At 29.6% G+C, this 17,525-nt stretch carries 20 protein-coding genes and 1 riboswitch; of the genes, 8 read left to right on the top strand and 12 right to left on the bottom strand.

Annotated features, from left to right (window positions below; all coding sequences use genetic code 11):
• Positions 1-376 precede the first annotated feature (376 nt).
• A complete protein-coding gene (locus tag COC46_RS11540) occupies positions 377-1,324 on the top strand; it encodes an LCP family protein (protein WP_098809864.1) in 948 nt (315 codons plus the stop codon).
• Between the two features lie 235 nt (positions 1,325-1,559).
• Here COC46_RS11540 and COC46_RS11545 read toward each other — a convergent pair whose 3' ends face one another.
• From COC46_RS11545 to COC46_RS22710, 3 genes are all read right to left on the bottom strand, one after another.
• Positions 1,560-2,210 (bottom strand): histidine phosphatase family protein, encoded by a 651-nt coding sequence (locus COC46_RS11545; RefSeq protein WP_098809865.1) that lies wholly within the window; start codon positions 2,208-2,210, stop codon positions 1,560-1,562.
• A 44-nt stretch (positions 2,211-2,254) separates the two neighbouring features.
• The gene (locus tag COC46_RS11550) at positions 2,255-3,622 is read right to left on the bottom strand and encodes an NAD(P)/FAD-dependent oxidoreductase (protein WP_098809866.1); all 1,368 of its coding nucleotides are present in this window, start codon (positions 3,620-3,622) and stop codon (positions 2,255-2,257) included.
• Positions 3,623-3,802: 180 nt separating this feature from the next.
• The gene (locus tag COC46_RS22710; protein WP_255294880.1) at positions 3,803-3,907 is read right to left on the bottom strand and encodes a putative holin-like toxin; all 105 of its coding nucleotides are present in this window, start codon (positions 3,905-3,907) and stop codon (positions 3,803-3,805) included.
• Between the two features lie 211 nt (positions 3,908-4,118).
• Here COC46_RS22710 and COC46_RS11555 point away from each other — a divergent pair, with 211 nt between their 5' ends.
• Both COC46_RS11555 and COC46_RS11560 read left to right on the top strand, forming a co-directional pair.
• Complete coding sequence (locus tag COC46_RS11555; protein ID WP_098809867.1) at positions 4,119-4,349, top strand: hypothetical protein; 231 nt, start codon at positions 4,119-4,121, stop codon at positions 4,347-4,349.
• Between the two features lie 206 nt (positions 4,350-4,555).
• Complete coding sequence (locus tag COC46_RS11560; protein ID WP_098809868.1) at positions 4,556-4,780, top strand: hypothetical protein; 225 nt, start codon at positions 4,556-4,558, stop codon at positions 4,778-4,780.
• Positions 4,781-4,966: 186 nt separating this feature from the next.
• Here the strand turns inward: COC46_RS11560 and COC46_RS11565 are convergent, their stop codons facing one another.
• Positions 4,967-5,194 (bottom strand): hypothetical protein, encoded by a 228-nt coding sequence (locus COC46_RS11565; protein ID WP_255294881.1) that lies wholly within the window; start codon positions 5,192-5,194, stop codon positions 4,967-4,969.
• A gap of 449 nt (positions 5,195-5,643) precedes the next feature.
• On the opposite strand from COC46_RS11565, the gene ric reads away from it, so the two are divergent.
• Complete coding sequence (gene ric / locus COC46_RS11570; RefSeq protein WP_098809869.1) at positions 5,644-6,351, top strand: iron-sulfur cluster repair di-iron protein; 708 nt, start codon at positions 5,644-5,646, stop codon at positions 6,349-6,351.
• A 179-nt stretch (positions 6,352-6,530) separates the two neighbouring features.
• Here the strand turns inward: ric and ade are convergent, their stop codons facing one another.
• Positions 6,531-8,252, bottom strand: a complete 1,722-nt coding sequence (ade, locus tag COC46_RS11575) for an adenine deaminase (protein ID WP_098809870.1) — start codon at positions 8,250-8,252, stop codon at positions 6,531-6,533.
• Positions 8,253-8,285: 33 nt separating this feature from the next.
• Positions 8,286-8,387, bottom strand: a riboswitch (purine riboswitch).
• 191 nt (positions 8,388-8,578) lie between these two features.
• On the opposite strand from ade, the gene COC46_RS11580 reads away from it, so the two are divergent.
• The gene (locus COC46_RS11580; protein WP_098809871.1) at positions 8,579-9,295 is read left to right on the top strand and encodes a DUF4397 domain-containing protein; all 717 of its coding nucleotides are present in this window, start codon (positions 8,579-8,581) and stop codon (positions 9,293-9,295) included.
• A 91-nt stretch (positions 9,296-9,386) separates the two neighbouring features.
• Here the strand turns inward: COC46_RS11580 and COC46_RS11585 are convergent, their stop codons facing one another.
• From COC46_RS11585 to COC46_RS11610, 5 genes are all read right to left on the bottom strand, one after another.
• A complete protein-coding gene (locus COC46_RS11585) occupies positions 9,387-9,860 on the bottom strand; it encodes a DinB family protein (protein ID WP_098809872.1) in 474 nt (157 codons plus the stop codon).
• A gap of 63 nt (positions 9,861-9,923) precedes the next feature.
• The gene (locus COC46_RS11590) at positions 9,924-10,694 is read right to left on the bottom strand and encodes a Cof-type HAD-IIB family hydrolase (protein ID WP_098809873.1); all 771 of its coding nucleotides are present in this window, start codon (positions 10,692-10,694) and stop codon (positions 9,924-9,926) included.
• 149 nt (positions 10,695-10,843) lie between these two features.
• A complete protein-coding gene (locus tag COC46_RS11595; RefSeq protein WP_255294882.1) occupies positions 10,844-11,191 on the bottom strand; it encodes a LacI family DNA-binding transcriptional regulator in 348 nt (115 codons plus the stop codon).
• 556 nt (positions 11,192-11,747) lie between these two features.
• Complete coding sequence (locus COC46_RS11605) at positions 11,748-11,933, bottom strand: hypothetical protein (protein ID WP_255294883.1); 186 nt, start codon at positions 11,931-11,933, stop codon at positions 11,748-11,750.
• 145 nt (positions 11,934-12,078) lie between these two features.
• Positions 12,079-13,182: a sensor histidine kinase gene (locus COC46_RS11610; RefSeq protein WP_098809875.1), complete on the bottom strand. Its 1,104-nt coding sequence runs from the start codon at positions 13,180-13,182 to the stop codon at positions 12,079-12,081.
• Positions 13,183-13,486: 304 nt separating this feature from the next.
• Between COC46_RS11610 and COC46_RS11615 the strand changes: the two genes are divergently transcribed.
• Positions 13,487-13,876 (top strand): YueI family protein, encoded by a 390-nt coding sequence (locus COC46_RS11615; RefSeq protein ID WP_098809876.1) that lies wholly within the window; start codon positions 13,487-13,489, stop codon positions 13,874-13,876.
• A 63-nt stretch (positions 13,877-13,939) separates the two neighbouring features.
• On the opposite strand, the gene COC46_RS11620 is transcribed toward COC46_RS11615, so the two are convergent.
• Complete coding sequence (locus COC46_RS11620) at positions 13,940-15,289, bottom strand: hemolysin family protein (protein ID WP_098809877.1); 1,350 nt, start codon at positions 15,287-15,289, stop codon at positions 13,940-13,942.
• 429 nt (positions 15,290-15,718) lie between these two features.
• Here COC46_RS11620 and COC46_RS11625 point away from each other — a divergent pair, with 429 nt between their 5' ends.
• On the top strand, positions 15,719-16,183 hold the full coding sequence (locus COC46_RS11625) for a MerR family transcriptional regulator (RefSeq protein WP_098809878.1): 465 nt from the start codon (positions 15,719-15,721) through the stop codon (positions 16,181-16,183).
• Between the two features lie 85 nt (positions 16,184-16,268).
• Positions 16,269-16,460, top strand: a complete 192-nt coding sequence (locus COC46_RS11630; protein WP_098809879.1) for a hypothetical protein — start codon at positions 16,269-16,271, stop codon at positions 16,458-16,460.
• A 42-nt stretch (positions 16,461-16,502) separates the two neighbouring features.
• Here the strand turns inward: COC46_RS11630 and COC46_RS11635 are convergent, their stop codons facing one another.
• Positions 16,503-17,060: a hypothetical protein gene (locus COC46_RS11635; RefSeq protein WP_098809880.1), complete on the bottom strand. Its 558-nt coding sequence runs from the start codon at positions 17,058-17,060 to the stop codon at positions 16,503-16,505.
• Positions 17,061-17,525 lie beyond the last annotated feature (465 nt).

Consider the following 17,525-nt stretch of genomic DNA (forward strand, 5'->3'; position numbering starts at 1 on the left):
TTATTTTTTGTTAAAAAAACTCACAAACGTTTATTTTATATTTTTTAAAATGCTGCCTAATATTATTAGTAAAAATTTTAAAATAAATATTACTTGTGAATAATTTCACATGTATAAATAAAAAAATAAATACCCTTTTAATTTTTCTTATTATCGATTGTGAATGTTTTAACAATCTTGATTCTATAATAATTCATTTATCCTTTCAATCAACAAATATTTCTATTTATGAAAAAAAATGGATTTACTTATTCGTTTTTACATCTTTGATATGTATTTTCAAAATATTAGAAGGGAACTATAAACTAAATTATATTAAAAGTTGATACATATTTTATCCACATAGAAGGAGGAGTGATCTATCATATTGAAGTTCATGCGAATGTGCCTTCTTTCATTAATAGTTTGTTTACTAGTCAGTTGTCAAAGTAAACCATCAGTTCAACCCGAAAATCAAACAATACCACTAAACGAACAAAAAATGAGCTTTAAAAATAAACTTTTAAAAAACTCATTATTCTTCCTTGTCATAGGTGTCGATTCACGAGGTGAAAAAAAATCTAGATCAGATAGTATTGCAGTAGTTCAATATAATGTGGAAGACCGAACTTTAAAAGTTGCCTCAATTTTAAGGGATTCTTTTGTTAAAATTGATGGTTATAAATATCGTTACGGTAAAATTAATGTCGCTTATTCTTTAGGTGGAGAAAAACTTCTAAAAGAAACTATATATAAAAATCTCGGTATCCCTATTGACCATACAGTCATTATTGATTTTAAAGGATTTATCGGAATCGTTGATACACTTGTTCCAGAAGGTATAAAGGTAAATGTAAGTCAAACATTAATTGATGATATGAACTTGAAGATGAAACCTGGAGAAAACAATTTACACGGTGAACAACTTTTAAAATACGTCCGTTTTAGACATGATCATAACAACGATTTTGGTAGAGTTCAACGCCAACAAGAAGTATTATTAAAAGTTGTTAGTGCTGTTAAAGAAAAGTTAAATACATTTGGAGGAATTGCTAGAGTACCTCTTTTATTAGACGAAACAACTCATTATGTCTCGACTGATTTGAAATTAGAAGAAATACTTTCACTTGTCTCAATCGCATTTTCTCAACCAATCGAAAAAATAGATCGTTTAAGCATTCCTGTTGATGCTGGTTTTACAAACGAAACTGTTGAGCATTCAGGTGCAGTACTTAAATTAGACTTTTCTAAGAACAGAGAATCGATAAAACAGTTTTTTAAGGCACCCGCACCTGTCTTAAAAAGTAAAAATAATGATGGACATAAAAAGTTGAGAAATAAATAATAATTTCAATGCACAAAAATGAGAAGGTCCTGTGTATGACCTTCTCTTTTTTTATGGTTATTTACCCTTTTTTGTTCCTATTTTTTAAGTTCTCAAGGTCTAATTCATTATTATTTCTTAATATGGTTTGGATTTCATATAATTTTTAACAAAATTCAAAGCTTTTTACCTTTTTAATTGCACTTGCCTAAATTGCACTTATCACCTTATTATTTGTACATCAAATGAAAGTCCCTTATTGATTAAAAGAAATAACTTTATATGTTTCTGATGAGTATTCCAAAATTGTAATACTAGCGTTTTTTATTTCTAATTCAATATTAAACTCTTCCGAAAATTTTTTCACAATATTTCTGATTGTATTTCCGTGAGTGACAATTAATACATTCTCATTATTTTTATTTTTTTCGATAATTAGTTCATTTAATCCTTTTTCTATACGATTCCATAGCTCAGAGTAGTTTTCCGCATGATGATATGGATCAGATTCTTTAATAAAATTTGTAATATCTTCAAGGGAACGATTTCTTAATAGCTCCCTAAATGTAGAATAACCATGATCATTTGCGACCTTACCTAAAGCTACAGCTGAATATTCTCCTTCAAAACTACCAAAAAAGGACTCTCGAAAGGCTTTTGTTTTTCTGATTACAGGAATTTCATAATTATTCTGCTGTAAAATTAGTTCTGCTGTTTCAACTGTTCTGCCTGAATCACTAGTGTAAACGCGATTAAACTGAATTTCAGACAGTTTCTTTCCACATTCAATTGCAACTAGTTTTCCTTCTTCTGTTAATGGACTATCGGCCCAGCCTTGCATTCTTTTATAGCGATTTAAATAAGTTTCACCATGTCTAATTAAATATAAATGAATTCTATTCCCCATCAAATCACCCACAATTTGAATTTTAAAATCTTAATAGAATGACTTCAATTCACTATTTCTTTCGTTAACAGTTGATCTTTCTTTATCAAATACTTACCTAAATAAATCCCACTAGCCGCTGCTTGAGATAAAGAATGCGTAACTCCTGAGCAGTCACCGATGACATATAAACCTTCTAAACTCGTTTGAAAGTTTGAATTTGTTTCAATGATTGGCGAGTAAAACTTTCCATCTATTCCATAAAGAAGTGTATCCTCATCAATCGTTTCTCCAATAAATTCTTCAAGCTGGTTCAAAAATCCTTGTAAACTATTTAAATAAAGTAACGGAACTTCAGTTGTAAGGTTACCGTAATCGGCAGCTAAAGTAGGTTGGACACTGTTTTTTTTCATTTTTTCATTAGTTGTAGACTCCCCGCTTAGTAAATCTCCTAAACGCTGGACAACAATTCTGTCTGAACAATTATTAATCTTTCCGATGATCTCATTAGCATAAAGATTTGCTTCTTTTAGCGAAGGAAAATATTTAGGAGTGAATAAAGTAAAATTTAAATTAGTCGTACTTGCTTCTTGCTCTCTAAAATTTTGTCCATCAGGCATTACTAAGCCTTCTTGAAACTTTCGTACGATTCTACCTTTTGGGTTCATGCAATATGTAGTTGAAATTATTCCATCATACTCATACGAAAGTTTTGTTTCAAATGTATCTTGTAAAATTGAACGCAGCTGTTGCTCCTTCATTTCCACTCTAATACCTAAATCCAAACGGGTTTTTCCTTGCTTTACCCCAAGGTTTGTACACTGTTCTTTTAACCATTCTGTTCCAGCTCTTCCAGTTGCAAATATTACGTTTTTAGATTCAAATTTCCCTAAATTTGTATTCAAAGTGAATAGATGATTGTCATGTTTAATATTTTGAATATCAGCTTCAAAGCGAATTTCGATTTGGCTAGATAATTCGTTATATAGTCGTTGGAATATTTTTGTTGAAAGCATCGTACCGAGATGTCTAACTTCAGTTGTTAACATTTGTAAATTACAATCTAGTGCCTTTTTAACTAATCTTTCATTTACTGTGGAATATTTTTGTACGGCTTCTCCCCCAAAACGACAAAGTAGGTCGTCAAGTTCTTTCATTAGTTGTTGAAGATTTTCCCTTCCAACTTTTTGAGCCAGCTCTCCACCAAAATCACATGAATAGTTAAATTTCCCTTCAGATTTACCAAGACCTGCAAAACCATAATATTTACCGCAAACCTCGCAATTGCACACACCACCTTGGTCTAGTGCACAATTCCTCTCCTCTAAAGATTTTCCTTTTTCAAGAATTAATACCTTTTGATTTGTTTGTAATAATGTATATGCTAAAAAAATGCTACTTACACCCGAGCCTATAATTGTAATATCATACATGCTTCATACACCTACTTGATTTTTATCATTCTTCTATAGTAATTGTACAATAATTTCTAATTTAAAGTGAAATATCTAAAACGATGTGAATACTGTTTCTGGAGTTTAATTAAAAAAAACACGCCATATAAGCGTGTTCAAGGTATAGATATTTTCCAAATAATATGATTTTCAACGAATCTAGGAATTTTTATTTTTATCCTTATCTTTAAATTCTAAAATGGCGATTACAAACATTCCAAAGCTAATCATTAGAGATAAAACTTCAACAGTAACCATATTCATATCCGCCTCCTTACAATAAGGCTTCCCGGAACCAAGTTTGTCCTATACATCAGTTTTTATTTATGAACATCTTTTTTGTTTATAAACATTTAGTAAAGTTTAACAATATTCTCTACTATCAAGATAGCTAAAACCAATTTCTTCCATAATCTTTTTTTGAGTCTATATTTTGTAATAATTTTGAATAATATCACCGACAGGAGGAATAAGAATGGATCATTACGAGGCATTTTTAAATAGTAAGAATTGGATTGATAATGATTTAGACGCAAGATATATAAATATAAACCACCCTTATTCGATCTTAATTTCCGGAGAGGAAGGACAAATTACACTGAGAGGGAATACTGGTTTTGATAATGGACAAAACGGAGAAGAAATCTACTCTTTTACTTCATTAAAAGAGCTTCAAGAGTGGTTTGAAGATCATATTGGAGAATAAATAATCTATTTGTTAATCATTTTTATTACGAATTAAATAATGTAAAATTCCTACTCATGCCAAAATTTCAAATCATTGGCTGAGTTTTTTTTCTAGCCAATAAAATGACTATTTTGGACTCTTATCAAGAAGATTGTAAAAAGCCATCAAGACTTAGAGGATATTGAAGGAATCATACCGAATAGAATTCATTGGAGGTGTTTGATATGAACAATATAAACAGCACATCAACTAATAGTAAGGAGGATTTGTATATTCAGGTAATTAACGAAATGAAAGGCATACAAATTCATTTGTTAGAAGAGATTAATCGGTTAAATAACGAGGTTAATTTTTTAATTTCAGTTGTAATGCCGACTATTGATCGAGATTGTTTAAATAACGAACAATTAGCCATGTTCGGGGAGATTGTCCTAAATAAAAGAACTTAAAATTTACTCTTTTACTCTCTTTCGTATTATACCCTACCACATTAGATAGGGAGTTTACTTTTTTAATTGTTCCTAAAAAATCGCTTTGTTGAATTTAGTTAAATTCGTAATCAAAGTTGTTAGACTTATAAATTTATTCTCCTTTAACTCATTCAATTTTTAGCAATTTCAAACAGACTACTTTCTCTATTCGTCATTTTTTTTAGAAAATACTTTTCCGTTATTTAATTGACACCAATCAAGATCTGTAGCGTCACTATATTTTGCGTTAAATTCTTCAATAGAAAGAAATACTTCTATATTACCTTTTTCAAGTTCGATCAGAAGCGTATATGGGGTTAAACCGTAAACATTTGAAACAGCGATTAATTCACCAATATGTATTTTTTCTGAAAAATCTATTTTATCTTCCAATACAATCTCTCCTCAAACTTTGGATTAAAAAGTCTTAATATACTTTAATATCCTACCCTTTTTACGTACATATTTTCAGTAAATACTCATTTTATCTTTTGTAGAATTTGATTAATTTAAACATGCGTCTTTTTTAGTAAAAAATTTAAAAGATTAAAATGACTCAAGAATTTACTTGAGTCATTTTTTTGTGACGTTTTTAATAATTCTTCCGCTCAAACTAAATGTATTAACCCAATTTATGTAATGTTAGGACTACTAACTGCAGCTTATATGCACAATCCAGCTAAAAATAAAGAAGTTCATGCATTCCTGCTTTGAATTACTTCTACTATCAATAGTTTTTAATACTAAAGAAACCACACATGTGATTCATATCACAAACTAACCTTAAAATTGTTGATATTCTTTCTTTAGATAAACAAAAAACTAATTTTGGAGGTTTTAAAATGAATCAACCATTTAACGAGTTAACTTTTATAAGTGAGATTGTTACCGAATTTCCAAAGGCGAGTGATCTATTTAAATCATATCGAATTGATTTTTGCTGTGGTGGTAAAAGACCGCTAATTGAAGCTGTAAAAGAAAAAAATTTATCAATCGAAGAAGTTTTATCGAAACTAAATTCACTTTATCAAGAAACAAAATTATCAAACGAAACTGTTATTGATTATAAAAATGCTTCTAGTGGAGATTTAATTGATCATATTGTAAACAAACATCATCGTTTTTTAAACGAGGAATTACCTCTTTTAAGCCCATATGTAACAAAAGTAATGAGAGTTCACGGTGAAACTCAACCACATTTAGTACGATTACACAAGTTGTTCTTTGATTTAAAAACAGAATTAGAACAACATACTTGGAAAGAAGAGACAGTTGATTTTAAGCTAATTTTAGATTATGAACAAAATCCAACTGATGCAACTTACAATAAATTGAGTAAAATCGTTGAAGAATTAGAAAATGAACACAGTTCTGCCGGAGATATATTAAAAGAATTACGTGAAATTACTAATGATTATACACCGCCAATGGGTGCTTGTGGTACTTATCGTCTTGTTTATCAAAGACTTGAGGCTCTCGAAGCTGATACATTCCAACATATCCATTTAGAAAATAATATTTTGTTTAAAAGAGCAATTGCAAATGTCTAAACTTATTAACTTGATATAAAACTTATAAATTTTAAATAGGAGCATGAGTCATCAACTCATACTCCTTCTTTTTTTTTGGTAAAATCCACCTAATTTATCCAATCCATGTATTTACGTTTACTTCTTATTTAATTAACAAAAAAAAGACCCCAATACTTAGGAGCCTTTATTTATTTCATTTATTCATCAAATAATACAGGAATAAATTTAAATTCATTTACATTAAATAAACCTTTAGTCGTAATCTTTATACTTGGTATAACAGGCAATGCAAGAAATGATAAAGTTAAAAAAGCGTTAAATGTATTGTTAGGTCTAATTTGTAATAATGATTTTTCTATTTGATACAAGCCAGCTTCTACTTCTTCAGCAGACTTATTACTCATTAACCCTCCAATTGGTAATTCTAATTTTGCAATTACTGTTCCAGAGGATACGACTACTATTCCTCCGTTCATTTCTTCAATTGTTTTTATTGCTAAATACATGTCTTCATCATTCATACCGGCAACGATTAACTGGTGAGAATCATGTGCAATAGTTGTTGCAATTGCTCCATCAATTAAATTTAATCCTTTAACAATCCCTAATCCAATTTCTTTTTTTGAATGATAGCGATCTAGTACTGCTATCTTACATAAGTTTTTAGCTACACTTGGAGCAAACTGAGTATGTTCAATTGGTAATTTTTCAATAAAATGATTTGTAACAATGCTATTTGGATTAATTTCAATTATATTTGCAAGTGTTTTATCATCAGTTTTTAATTCAAGATCCTCAATCTTTAGATCACCTAAACTTACTTTCGAATCAATAAAGTTCAACTCATCATTTTTGATTAAATTACTATTTTGTTTATTTTTAACGATAAACTCATCTTTACACCATACATCAGTAACTTCTACTAATTCTAGATCACTTAGAAACACTAAGCTTGCTTCATATCCAGGAGCTATTGCACCTTTTTGTTTTAAACCATAGCATGAAGCAGGATTTAAAGTTGCCATTGAGTAGGCTGTCACTGGATGAATTCCATATTCGATTGCAGTTCGAATACAAAAATCAATAGAGCCCTCTTTCATGATATCGTCTAAATGTTTATCATCCGTACAGTACATAATTCGCTGTGCATTTCGTTCATTTACTGCAGGTAATAGATCCTTTAGATTTCTTGCAGCAGACCCTTCTCTAAATGCAACATAGATCCCCGCTCTAAGTCTTTCCAATACTTCTTGCACATTTGTACATTCATGATCTGTCGAAATACCTGCGTATGAATACGTGTTTATTTCATTTTTCGTTAATCCAGCTAAATGACCATCGATCGGCTTTTGATAAGCATGAGCTAATTCTAATTTATCAATCATTTGTTTTTCCATTGACATGACAGCAGGATAATCCATTACTTCTGCTAAGCCTAGTACTCTCGGATGTTTCATAAAAGGCTCTAAATGTTCAGCATAAAGTATAGCTCCACCGCGTTCTAATGAAGTCGCTGGTACACATGACGGTAGCATAACTCTAACGTCTAATGGAATATTTTCTGATGCATCTAACATCATTTGAATTCCATTAACTCCAGCAACATTTGCAATCTCATGAGGATCTGTTATGACGGTTGTTACACCATGTGGAAGTACAGTTCTCGCATATTCACTAGGTAAAACCATCGAAGATTCAATGTGAACATGGGAATCAATAAAGCCCGGTGAAATATATTTACCTTCTGCATCAATTACTGTTTTAGCTTCATAATCACCTATTCCAACAATCATTCCATTTGTAATTGCGATCGAGTCTTCTAAGATTTCTTTCGTAAAAACATTTAAAATCTTCCCGTTTTTTATTAAAAAATCAGCCTTCACAGCTTTGGTTGATGTTTTCATTTCATGTAAGTTCATTTTTAGATTCCTCCTAAAAATTTAGGAGAGATTATGTTGTGTCATATCTCTCGTAGTCAAACTATTTGGTAGCTTGGTAGAAACTTTTGGACCGCTTATTTCCAAAATTATACGAGCGTATTAAGATACACTTAAAAAAAGTGATTGAACTTAATTAGCTACTATTTAATTGTAAAAAACTATATTAAAAGTATTCTATTAAATTTCTAGTCTAATATGCAATAACTATTTTAGGAGTATTAAATATAAAATAATTCTTAATTTTCTTCTTTATGAATAATATAATAAATGGGAAAAAAGGATGGTGTTCATAGGAGGAATGTAGCTTGAACAAAGAGGTACAAAAAAATAAGGATCATATGTTTGAAGTTCATTATAAACAATTTGCCTCGTTCCAAAGTTTATTACCAACAAATCCACCTATTAGTAATAAAAAAGACCAAATTAAAAAACAAAATTTAACTTACATTAGACTCATAAATGTCATTCCAAACAAATCCGGCATAGCTATTTATATTAATCGTAATCAATTAATTCCAAATCTATCATATAAAGACTCCTCTCAATATTTATCTTTACCTTCAGGAGTGCATTTCATTGAATTATATAATACGGATGATTTATCAAAACCAATTTATTCAGAACAAATAAATCTTCTTGCAGAACAAATTTATACGATTGCCATAGGTAATAAATTAGACCAAATTTCACTTTATTCATATATGGATAATACTACTTTACCCTTAGGAGAAGCTAAAATCCGTTTTATTAATCTATCCCCTAACTCACCTAATCTTGATTTTGCCGTAAAAGCTGGAGAAGGAGATGTTGTTTTCTCAAATGTACCATACCGTAGTGCATCAGAATATCTCCCTATAACACCTATGTCAGTTAATTTAGAAATACGATTGTCAGGTACCAAAACCATCATTTTGCCGCTCTATAAAACTAAATTTAAAGAAAATACAGTATATGATTTGATATCAGTCGGGTGTGTTGAAGAGGGCCCTAGATTTGAAGTTATTAAACTATATTACCTTTAATAATAAAAGGTGATAAAAAACAGGCTTGTCATATTAGACAATCCTGTTTTTCTTAAATAGGTAATAATTGAATGGCAACTATATGATTATTTTAATTTGGGCTTTTGAAATCATTTAGTACTTTGATCATGCTAATAATGACACCAATATGTTCAGAAACATGTGAAATATTATATATGAGTAACTCACCAATTGTATTTGCTTTTATAAAATTCTCTTTAACAGGCGTATCAAGTTTATCACTACATGTATCATGAATATAAACAAGCTGTTCCTTTAACTGTTCGATTAATTTGTCCCACTTTGGCACAACTTCTTTCCAATCAAGTGGTTTTGTACCGTATCCAAAAAAAGTTTGGTAATTTTCTGGAAGAACTTTATTTTGATCAGAAAGTCGAATAACGTGGTTTTCAGTAGAATATAGAATATGACCGATTTGCCAGTGAATACTATTTTTAAAACCTTCAGGTACGACCTCTCTTTTGTTTTCAGGACATTTTTTAATCAAGTCAAACAATTTTTTATATTTTTTATTTAATAATTGAAAAACAAAAGAATCACTCATTTTGTGCCTCCTGATATTTTAGCGCAAGAATACTTTCCACCTACCATATTTATCCTTCTGTTATTAAATTAATAACATTTTCTTAAGTGCATTGTATATCCCATGTTCATTGCAACTATCTGTGACTAAATTCGCTTTTTCTTTAACTTCTGTTTCCGCATTTCCCATTGCAACCCCAACTCCTGAGAGTTCCATTAGTTCGATGTCGTTCATTCCATCTCCGAAAAAGACGATATCTTCCTGCTTAAATTCATTTTCTTCTGCGATTTTCAAAATGGTTTTTGCTTTTGATCCTTCTTTAGGGATGACATCAGAGCCAAATTTGTGCCAACTAACATATCTAAATTCATTAATATCATATTTTGGAAGATCTTCTGGCTTACAAAAAAGCATAGCTTGAATAATTGAATTTTGTTCCCAATACATATCATCAAATTCAGGAATGGTCAATCCTAGACTGTTGTAGGCATTCATTAACGAATCTCCTGGTATCTCGAAATGTCTTTTTAATCCGTTTGCTGTTTGGAATACAATTTGATCATTGTTTTCTGTTGCAATTTTAATTAATTCCATAATTGATTTCTTTGTAAAGTTTTCCTCGTGTGCTAACTCATGTCGGACATAGCCGATTGATCCATTACATAAAACATAAGTATCAATTTCAAGTTCATCAACGATTGCTATTGCTGAAGTATAGTCCCTTCCAGTCGCAATACCGATCTTATGTCCTTTTTCTTTAAGAGAAATTAAAGCTTCTTTTGTACTGTCTAAAAACTTCATTTCTGTCGTGAGTAATGTTCCATCAATGTCAAAAACAATAAATTTTTTACTCATTTTCTTTCCCCACTTTAATCTATTTCTTTATTTTTGATTATTATATTTACAAAATGAAATTGAAATGCACTTTTTTTGATGGAGCCTTATCTATACCAACAAAAATAGGATTTAAACAGAATCTCTTTCCACAATGCGATAAGGTATTTTTACAACTTACTTTTTAATTTTTGCAGATATTCCACTTCTTTTTCTTTACTATAATTTGAAGGTAGTACCGTAATCAAAAAATCATTTTCTAGTGCTTTGTTCAGTATCCCGTTTAATATTTGATCAAATGCAGGATTATTGTTATATGGGAGAATAACACCTATTGTTCTTGTTTCTCCTCGAATTAAATCAATCGCGTTTTTGTTTGGTGTATAATTCATTTCTTCAATAACCTTAAGGACAGCTTCTCTTTTATCACTAGCAACATACTTATAATTGTTAAGAACTCTAGATACAGTAGAGACGGATACGCCTGCCAATTTTGCAATATCACTAATATTTGTCACCATATACCTCCCACTACTATCACTTATGAAGAATACTACGCATTTTGTTTCAACTTTTGAAAAGCTTTTATAATGTAAAGTAGCTTCCCATTGTATGCCCATCTTACCGCAATTCTGTATTTCCCTACAATAAGAGTAGAATTTTTGATAGCGCTCATCTCTTTTTCAAACGAGAAAGATTTTTCATAATTTATTAGTTTATTGCTTCTACAGTTATTCTTTTATTGGTTAGAAACAAGTCTCCATAGTAGATATTGGTGAAGATTAACTTTTCTAATCATCTTTCTTCCCACTTTTGAAAATTAACTTATTTTCAATCTAAATTATGAAATGGATTTCAAGTCAAGTGAAAAATAAAAATTAATTCTAAACCGACATGAAGCGGATTGTATTTGCAATTTTGTATTAAAAAATAGACTGCAAAAAACAGCCTACATGTTATTAAACTTCCATGTTCTAACAAAAAATACGCTTGTTTAATTTTCTACTTCAAAACTTAACATTCGGGATTTCATGGTAACTTTTTTATATTAATAGTTACATAATAAGATGACATTTAAGAAACTTTATTTATTCCCCTCCAAATTAATGAAAAAACTAGAATAAATAATCCCATAGAAATCCCTATCATTTGGTCTAATAATATTTCACTCGTTCTAAAATAACGAATAATGAAGGTACCTCCAAAAATAATGATTATCGTAATCGCTAATTGAATTAGATAAGTGTTTATTTTCATCATGTTCATCTCCATTTGCTAATAAATTTACTAATTAGTCACCTGTTAAATCTTACCATATTTAACCATTTTTTAGCATAACATTTTTAATACCCTCTAAAAACCCTTTATAAAAATAAAACAACTCGGAATTAGTCTCCGAGTTGTTTTATGCCTCTTTTGGCAGAGTTATGTAAAATCCAGTCCATTCATCATCTGAAACACATTCAATTTTTCCATCGTGCTTTTCAATGATTTGTTTGCATACAAATAAGCCAATTCCAGTACCATGGTTTTTTGTCGTAACAAATGGTTCAAAAATTGTCCGTATGCTTTCTTCACTAATTTTTGGGCCGTTATTTTTAATTTGAATTTCAATCATGTCCTCGCGATCTGCAACTTGGTAATGAATCGTTTTTTGACCATCGTTTTCAGCTAAGGCATCAATTGAATTCATTAATATATTAAGCAAAACTTGACGAAGTTCATTTCGGTAACCTGGTATGTATATATTTTGTGAAATTCCTTCTTGTAAAATCACATTTGAATTTACAATACTTGGATATAGGAATTCTGTTATTTCTTTAAACAAGTCATCAATTAAAAAGTACTCCACCATTTGATCATGATCCTTTTTTGAAACATGGAGAAATTGATCAATTCTAAAATTTAATTGATGCAATTCATGATCTATTATGTCTAAATACTTCAATTGAGGATGGTCTCCTTTTAGTAATTTGACAAATCCAATAATTGAAGTGAGTGGATTTCTAAATTCATGTACGAAACTTGCAGACATTTGTCCTAAAATCGTAAGTCTCTCTTTATGCGTTTCGTCAATGAACTGCTTTTTTTCTTCTATATCTTGCGTAATGATATATGAATATTGTTTAACTGTAAAATAAATAAACTGGTCAAAAACGTAGTTTATTTTATTAATTAATGGCTGAAGTAAACTAATGCTTTCCTCAAAATCAGATAAATGTTTAAACAGTTCACTTCTACCTATATTTGAGTTATAAACAAAATCTCCGATATTAGCACTTGCTTTAGCTCGTTCAAGTGCGATTTTATGTGCCAAATCTTTGACTTGATCCTCATTAATTTTACCTTCAATAAATAATAACGTAAAGTCAATCAATCTGGTTCCATTAATGATAATCTCGGATTTAAAAGGGTCATCATCGCTAATTACTGCTTGAGCGACCCAATTCTTTACTAATGTAGGCATACTTTTCTGTATGAAAGAGCTATACCTACTTTCTATTGACATATCAATAAGGAACACCTCCAATAAAAAATCTATTAATTAAATAGTAACAAATTTTTAAATATTCGTTAAGTAAAAAATAAAAATTTGTCGAATTTATTACGACAAAGTAATAATTTTTACAATTTTCTGATTAAATCGCAAATTAAACTTATGAATATTTCATTAAGTTACTGGATTTTTACTAATGTCACTAGAGCTATAGTATTAAATAAACTAAATGTATGCAAAAATGTCAATAATATGGTGAGTAGAATAGAATAAAGTTAGATACAATTAAATTAATAAACTGAAAGTAGGTATTTCTATGGCTGGAAATAAAGTGGAAGATTATTTAATTAAAGGTATCTATGGTGAAAAGCAAATAAAAATTGAAGAGCGAAACATTTTTTTAGGTACAATTCGTGAAAGGGTAGAAATTGCATTAACTACCAGTCAGGTGATGGCTAATTCAATTTATCCACTTGTAGAAAAGTCTATAAACGTGAAGAATGTTACATTATTATTAAATGGTACCCTTCCCTATCATTCGATTTCAAAATATATTTTGATGGCAAAGAAAAAAAACATTCAGTTCTCATTGGTCAATAACTTACCCGTTCCTACTCCAATTGGACTTGTCGTTACTCATAATAGCGCTGTTGATAAAAACGAAATTTTTATTAAAGACGATCTTTACAACTCAACTAATTTTTAACTATTACGGTATGTGAAATTTTAATAATAAAGGATAAAAGCGCAGCTAAAATTGTATTACAATTTAAGTTGCGCTTTCTTCTTGGCTTTCAGGTTTTTTCACAGTTTCACGTGTTAGTTCTATAGATTTTATATAATGTCCATCTAACTTTAGTACTTTAAATGTACAGTTTTGATACGTAATGGCGCCACCTTCTTGTACATCAAAGTTTTCAGTTAAAATCCATCCGCCAATTGTATCCACATCGGTGTCATCTATATCCAAACTAAAAACATCATTAATTTCACTAATTAATACTTTCCCTGCGATAATAAATTTATTTTCATTTACTTTACTGATATCCTCTTTTTCATCAACATCAAACTCATCGCGAATTTCACCAACAATTTCTTCTAAAATATCTTCAACAGTTACTAATCCAGATGTACCTCCATATTCATCAACTAAGATTGACATATGTATATGTTCTCTTTGCATTTTCACAAGTAAATCATGGACTGATATTGATTCAATAACTTGAATAATCGGCCTAATATATTGTTCAAGTGTTTTTACCTCAGCATCACCTTTATGTAAAACAAAATCTGTAAAAACATCTTTAAAATTTATTAAACCAACTACATGGTCTTTATCTCCATCAACAACAGGAAAGCGAGTATATTTTTCAGTACTCATAAAATGAATATTTTCATGAAAGGGTTCACGTAAGTCAATTGCAGTCATTTCAGTTCTAGGAACCATTATTTCTTTTGCAACCCGCATATTGAAGTCAAAAATATTGTTAACATATTTAAATTCAGATTGATTAATTTCTCCACTCTTATAGCTTTCAGAAAGTAGAATTCTTAATTCTTCTTCTGAATGCGCAACTTCATGTTCTGAAGCAGGCGGAAGTCCAAATATTTTTAGTACCATCCTTGCTGAATTATTAAACAACCAAATAAACGGATATGTAATTTTGTAAAAAAGAATCAAAGGTGGTGAAAACATTAATGTAATTTGTTCAGCCTTTTGAATTGCTATCGTTTTAGGCGCTAATTCTCCAACTACAACATGGATAAATGTAATAAAACCAAATGCTATTAAAAAAGAAATTGTGCCAGAAAGTGCGGTAGGTAAATGTAAATCGTCAAGTAATGGGTGTACTAACGCATCTACAGTTGGTTCTCCTAACCAACCTAAACCTAAACTCGTAACAGTAATACCAAGCTGACAAGCTGAGAGATACTCATCAAGATGAGTGATTACCCTTTTTACAGCTCTTGCTTTTTTATTTCCCTCTCCAATTAATTGATCAATTCTTGAGCTTCTAATTTTTACAATTGCAAATTCAGAAGCAACAAAAAAGGCAGTAAATGCTATTAATACAACAATTAGTAATAACTTTGTTCCAATTCCAAACAATTGAGTCATCCCTCCAATTGGAAGTGAAGGCCATCTTCATAACCTTAATTTTAAAATTAGGCTTATCTTAGTATATTCAGTAAAATAATTTGTTATCAAAATTTTTTTATTTAGTAAAGTTTAATTCAGAAAAAAAAATTTGGTTAGGATTATTCCTTCTCCAAAAAGAGTCACGCATTATATGCTATTTACCAACTTTTTAGTCTAAATTTTTGTAGAAAGGTGGGGTATTAATGGTATAAATACAGTAATTCGATAAAAAGCAATACAATAGTATGCAAGTTTACATATTCAGCCATTTTGAGTATTTAGAACCTATTTATTCGAAGTAATATAAGAACTTTTGCCGAGTCAACACTAGTTTTGTCAATCACAAAGGAATGCGCAGTATTATAAAGAATTTGTACTATATAAATTATTTGGAGGAGGAATAGCTATATGTATACAACTTCTCAAGTGGCAGAACAACTGCAATTAACAAATAAAAAGGTTTTATTGTTTTCAAAAAAAGGAAATCTAAAATTAGAGAAATCCAATAATGGATATTTATTTACAGAAGAACAAATTCAGCAAATTAAAGAAATTTATGAAGCTTCATTACAAACGGTTGAAACTAAGCAAAATGAAACAGAAAATATAGACATTATTAGAGAATTAACTCAAAAATTATTAAAACTTGAAGAAAAAGTTGAAACGAAAGCAAATGAAGTCGTTTCAGTACAAATTTTGGAACATCGTTGTGAAATTGAAGACTTAAAAAAAGTAGTTGTTAAACTTGAGGAACAAGTAGAACAATTAAATGAACAAGTAACCATACTAAAAGCGGAATTAGAGGATCAGAAAAAGATTATTACATTTAAACCAAAAAAGCGATTTGCAATTCTTTCAATATTTGGAGTCTAAGGCGTAGAAGAATTTTCTTCTACGTTTTTTACATACTAAAAAGAATCTTGGTCAAAAATAATTTTGTATGAAGGGAGGAATCATTATGCAAAAAAATGCGCGTCAATTTACTCAAGATGCTACTACTGAACTTAAACATGCAATCGAATGTCTTCAATCTGCATTAGAAACTGTTGAAAAACCGCAAAACCATGAAAGAATTGAACAAGCGCTTCAAGCTTGTCAAACAGCTTATAATCAAACACATCAAACAGCGAGTATTCTTGAACAAGAATAGGATAAAAATTGAAAAACTCAGGTTCCCCTGAGTTTTTCGTAGTTATTTATCATAATACATTAATATTTCTTTAAATTCATTTGAATATTTCAATAGTTTAATAGCATGTTTTATATCCAATAAAAACGGTACAGCAATTATATCATCACTTATTTCAAAATATTCATCAATAGGTAATATTTTAAATCCTGCGCTTCTAGCGAACATATACAGTCTTTTATTGATTGTACCAATATACCAATCAGCATTCGTATTGTTTGCATGATCATAGCATGCTAATAATATATGTTTAAAAAACCCTTTTCCCCTATTTTCCCTCGTAATTAATAATTTTCCAATTTCATAGATATTTTCGTTTTGAATATATTTAATATATTTGTTTTCGGAAAAATTATAATAATATTTATTTTTATCCTCATTTTGAATTTTAAATTTACTAAACTCTAAAGTACCAATGCACTTTTTATCCGAATCACAAATTCCATAACGAGTAACTTCATTATTTCTTGTTAAGAAAGGTATTTCGTTTTCTTCACAAAAATCTCCCCACAGCTCGTTAAATAAATTATTCTCTTCTTTTGTATGAATAACACGAAACACTCTCACTCACCCCTATAATTCCTATATAAATATTCTTATTTTACGTCTATTAATCAACGTTTATACCAAATTTTAAATAAGTAACTTTCATTCTATTTAGTTATTTTCTTAATAAAATATTTAAATGGCTTGTTTATATATGGCTCTATTGTATGGTAAATTTTAGCTTTTGGCAACGCTTTCACAACTAATTATGTATAATTTGTGAATTCTAATTTATCTCATAATTAGTTTTTTAGTATAGATTATTTAGTTAAAATAATTCTTATTTCGAAATTTTATTTCACATATTATACAAGTAATGATGTATCGAAGTATCAAAAGGGCGGTTTTGCTTTATTAAAAATCTAATTTATTAAGTAACAGAATGCCCTATGCCGTTAATCGGTAAGGGCATTGTGATTTCTTATTTTAGTATATAGAATTATTTTAGCTCAAGTTTAGATAATGAAATTACTTAATTTC

This window comes from Bacillus sp. AFS041924 (assembly GCF_002577195.1).
Taxonomy (GTDB): domain Bacteria; phylum Bacillota; class Bacilli; order Bacillales; family Bacillaceae_G; genus Gottfriedia.

Bases quoted from the DNA above. Each gene is read 5' to 3' on its own strand.
- COC46_RS11540 (WP_098809864.1), top strand. From the start codon at position 377: ATGCGAATGTGCCTTCTTTCATTAATAGTTTGTTTACTAGTCAGTTGT.
- COC46_RS11545 (WP_098809865.1), bottom strand. From the start codon at position 2,210: ATGGGGAATAGAATTCATTTATATTTAATTAGACATGGTGAAACTTAT.
- COC46_RS11550 (WP_098809866.1), bottom strand. From the start codon at position 3,622: ATGTATGATATTACAATTATAGGCTCGGGTGTAAGTAGCATTTTTTTA.
- COC46_RS22710 (WP_255294880.1), bottom strand. From the start codon at position 3,907: ATGAATATGGTTACTGTTGAAGTTTTATCTCTAATGATTAGCTTTGGA.
- COC46_RS11555 (WP_098809867.1), top strand. From the start codon at position 4,119: ATGGATCATTACGAGGCATTTTTAAATAGTAAGAATTGGATTGATAAT.
- COC46_RS11560 (WP_098809868.1), top strand. From the start codon at position 4,556: ATGAACAATATAAACAGCACATCAACTAATAGTAAGGAGGATTTGTAT.
- ric (WP_098809869.1), top strand. From the start codon at position 5,644: ATGAATCAACCATTTAACGAGTTAACTTTTATAAGTGAGATTGTTACC.
- ade (WP_098809870.1), bottom strand. From the start codon at position 8,252: ATGAACTTACATGAAATGAAAACATCAACCAAAGCTGTGAAGGCTGAT.
- COC46_RS11585 (WP_098809872.1), bottom strand. From the start codon at position 9,860: ATGAGTGATTCTTTTGTTTTTCAATTATTAAATAAAAAATATAAAAAA.
- COC46_RS11590 (WP_098809873.1), bottom strand. From the start codon at position 10,694: ATGAGTAAAAAATTTATTGTTTTTGACATTGATGGAACATTACTCACG.
- COC46_RS11605 (WP_255294883.1), bottom strand. From the start codon at position 11,933: ATGATGAAAATAAACACTTATCTAATTCAATTAGCGATTACGATAATC.
- COC46_RS11610 (WP_098809875.1), bottom strand. From the start codon at position 13,182: ATGTCAATAGAAAGTAGGTATAGCTCTTTCATACAGAAAAGTATGCCT.
- COC46_RS11615 (WP_098809876.1), top strand. From the start codon at position 13,487: ATGGCTGGAAATAAAGTGGAAGATTATTTAATTAAAGGTATCTATGGT.
- COC46_RS11620 (WP_098809877.1), bottom strand. From the start codon at position 15,289: ATGACTCAATTGTTTGGAATTGGAACAAAGTTATTACTAATTGTTGTA.
- COC46_RS11625 (WP_098809878.1), top strand. From the start codon at position 15,719: ATGTATACAACTTCTCAAGTGGCAGAACAACTGCAATTAACAAATAAA.
- COC46_RS11630 (WP_098809879.1), top strand. From the start codon at position 16,269: ATGCAAAAAAATGCGCGTCAATTTACTCAAGATGCTACTACTGAACTT.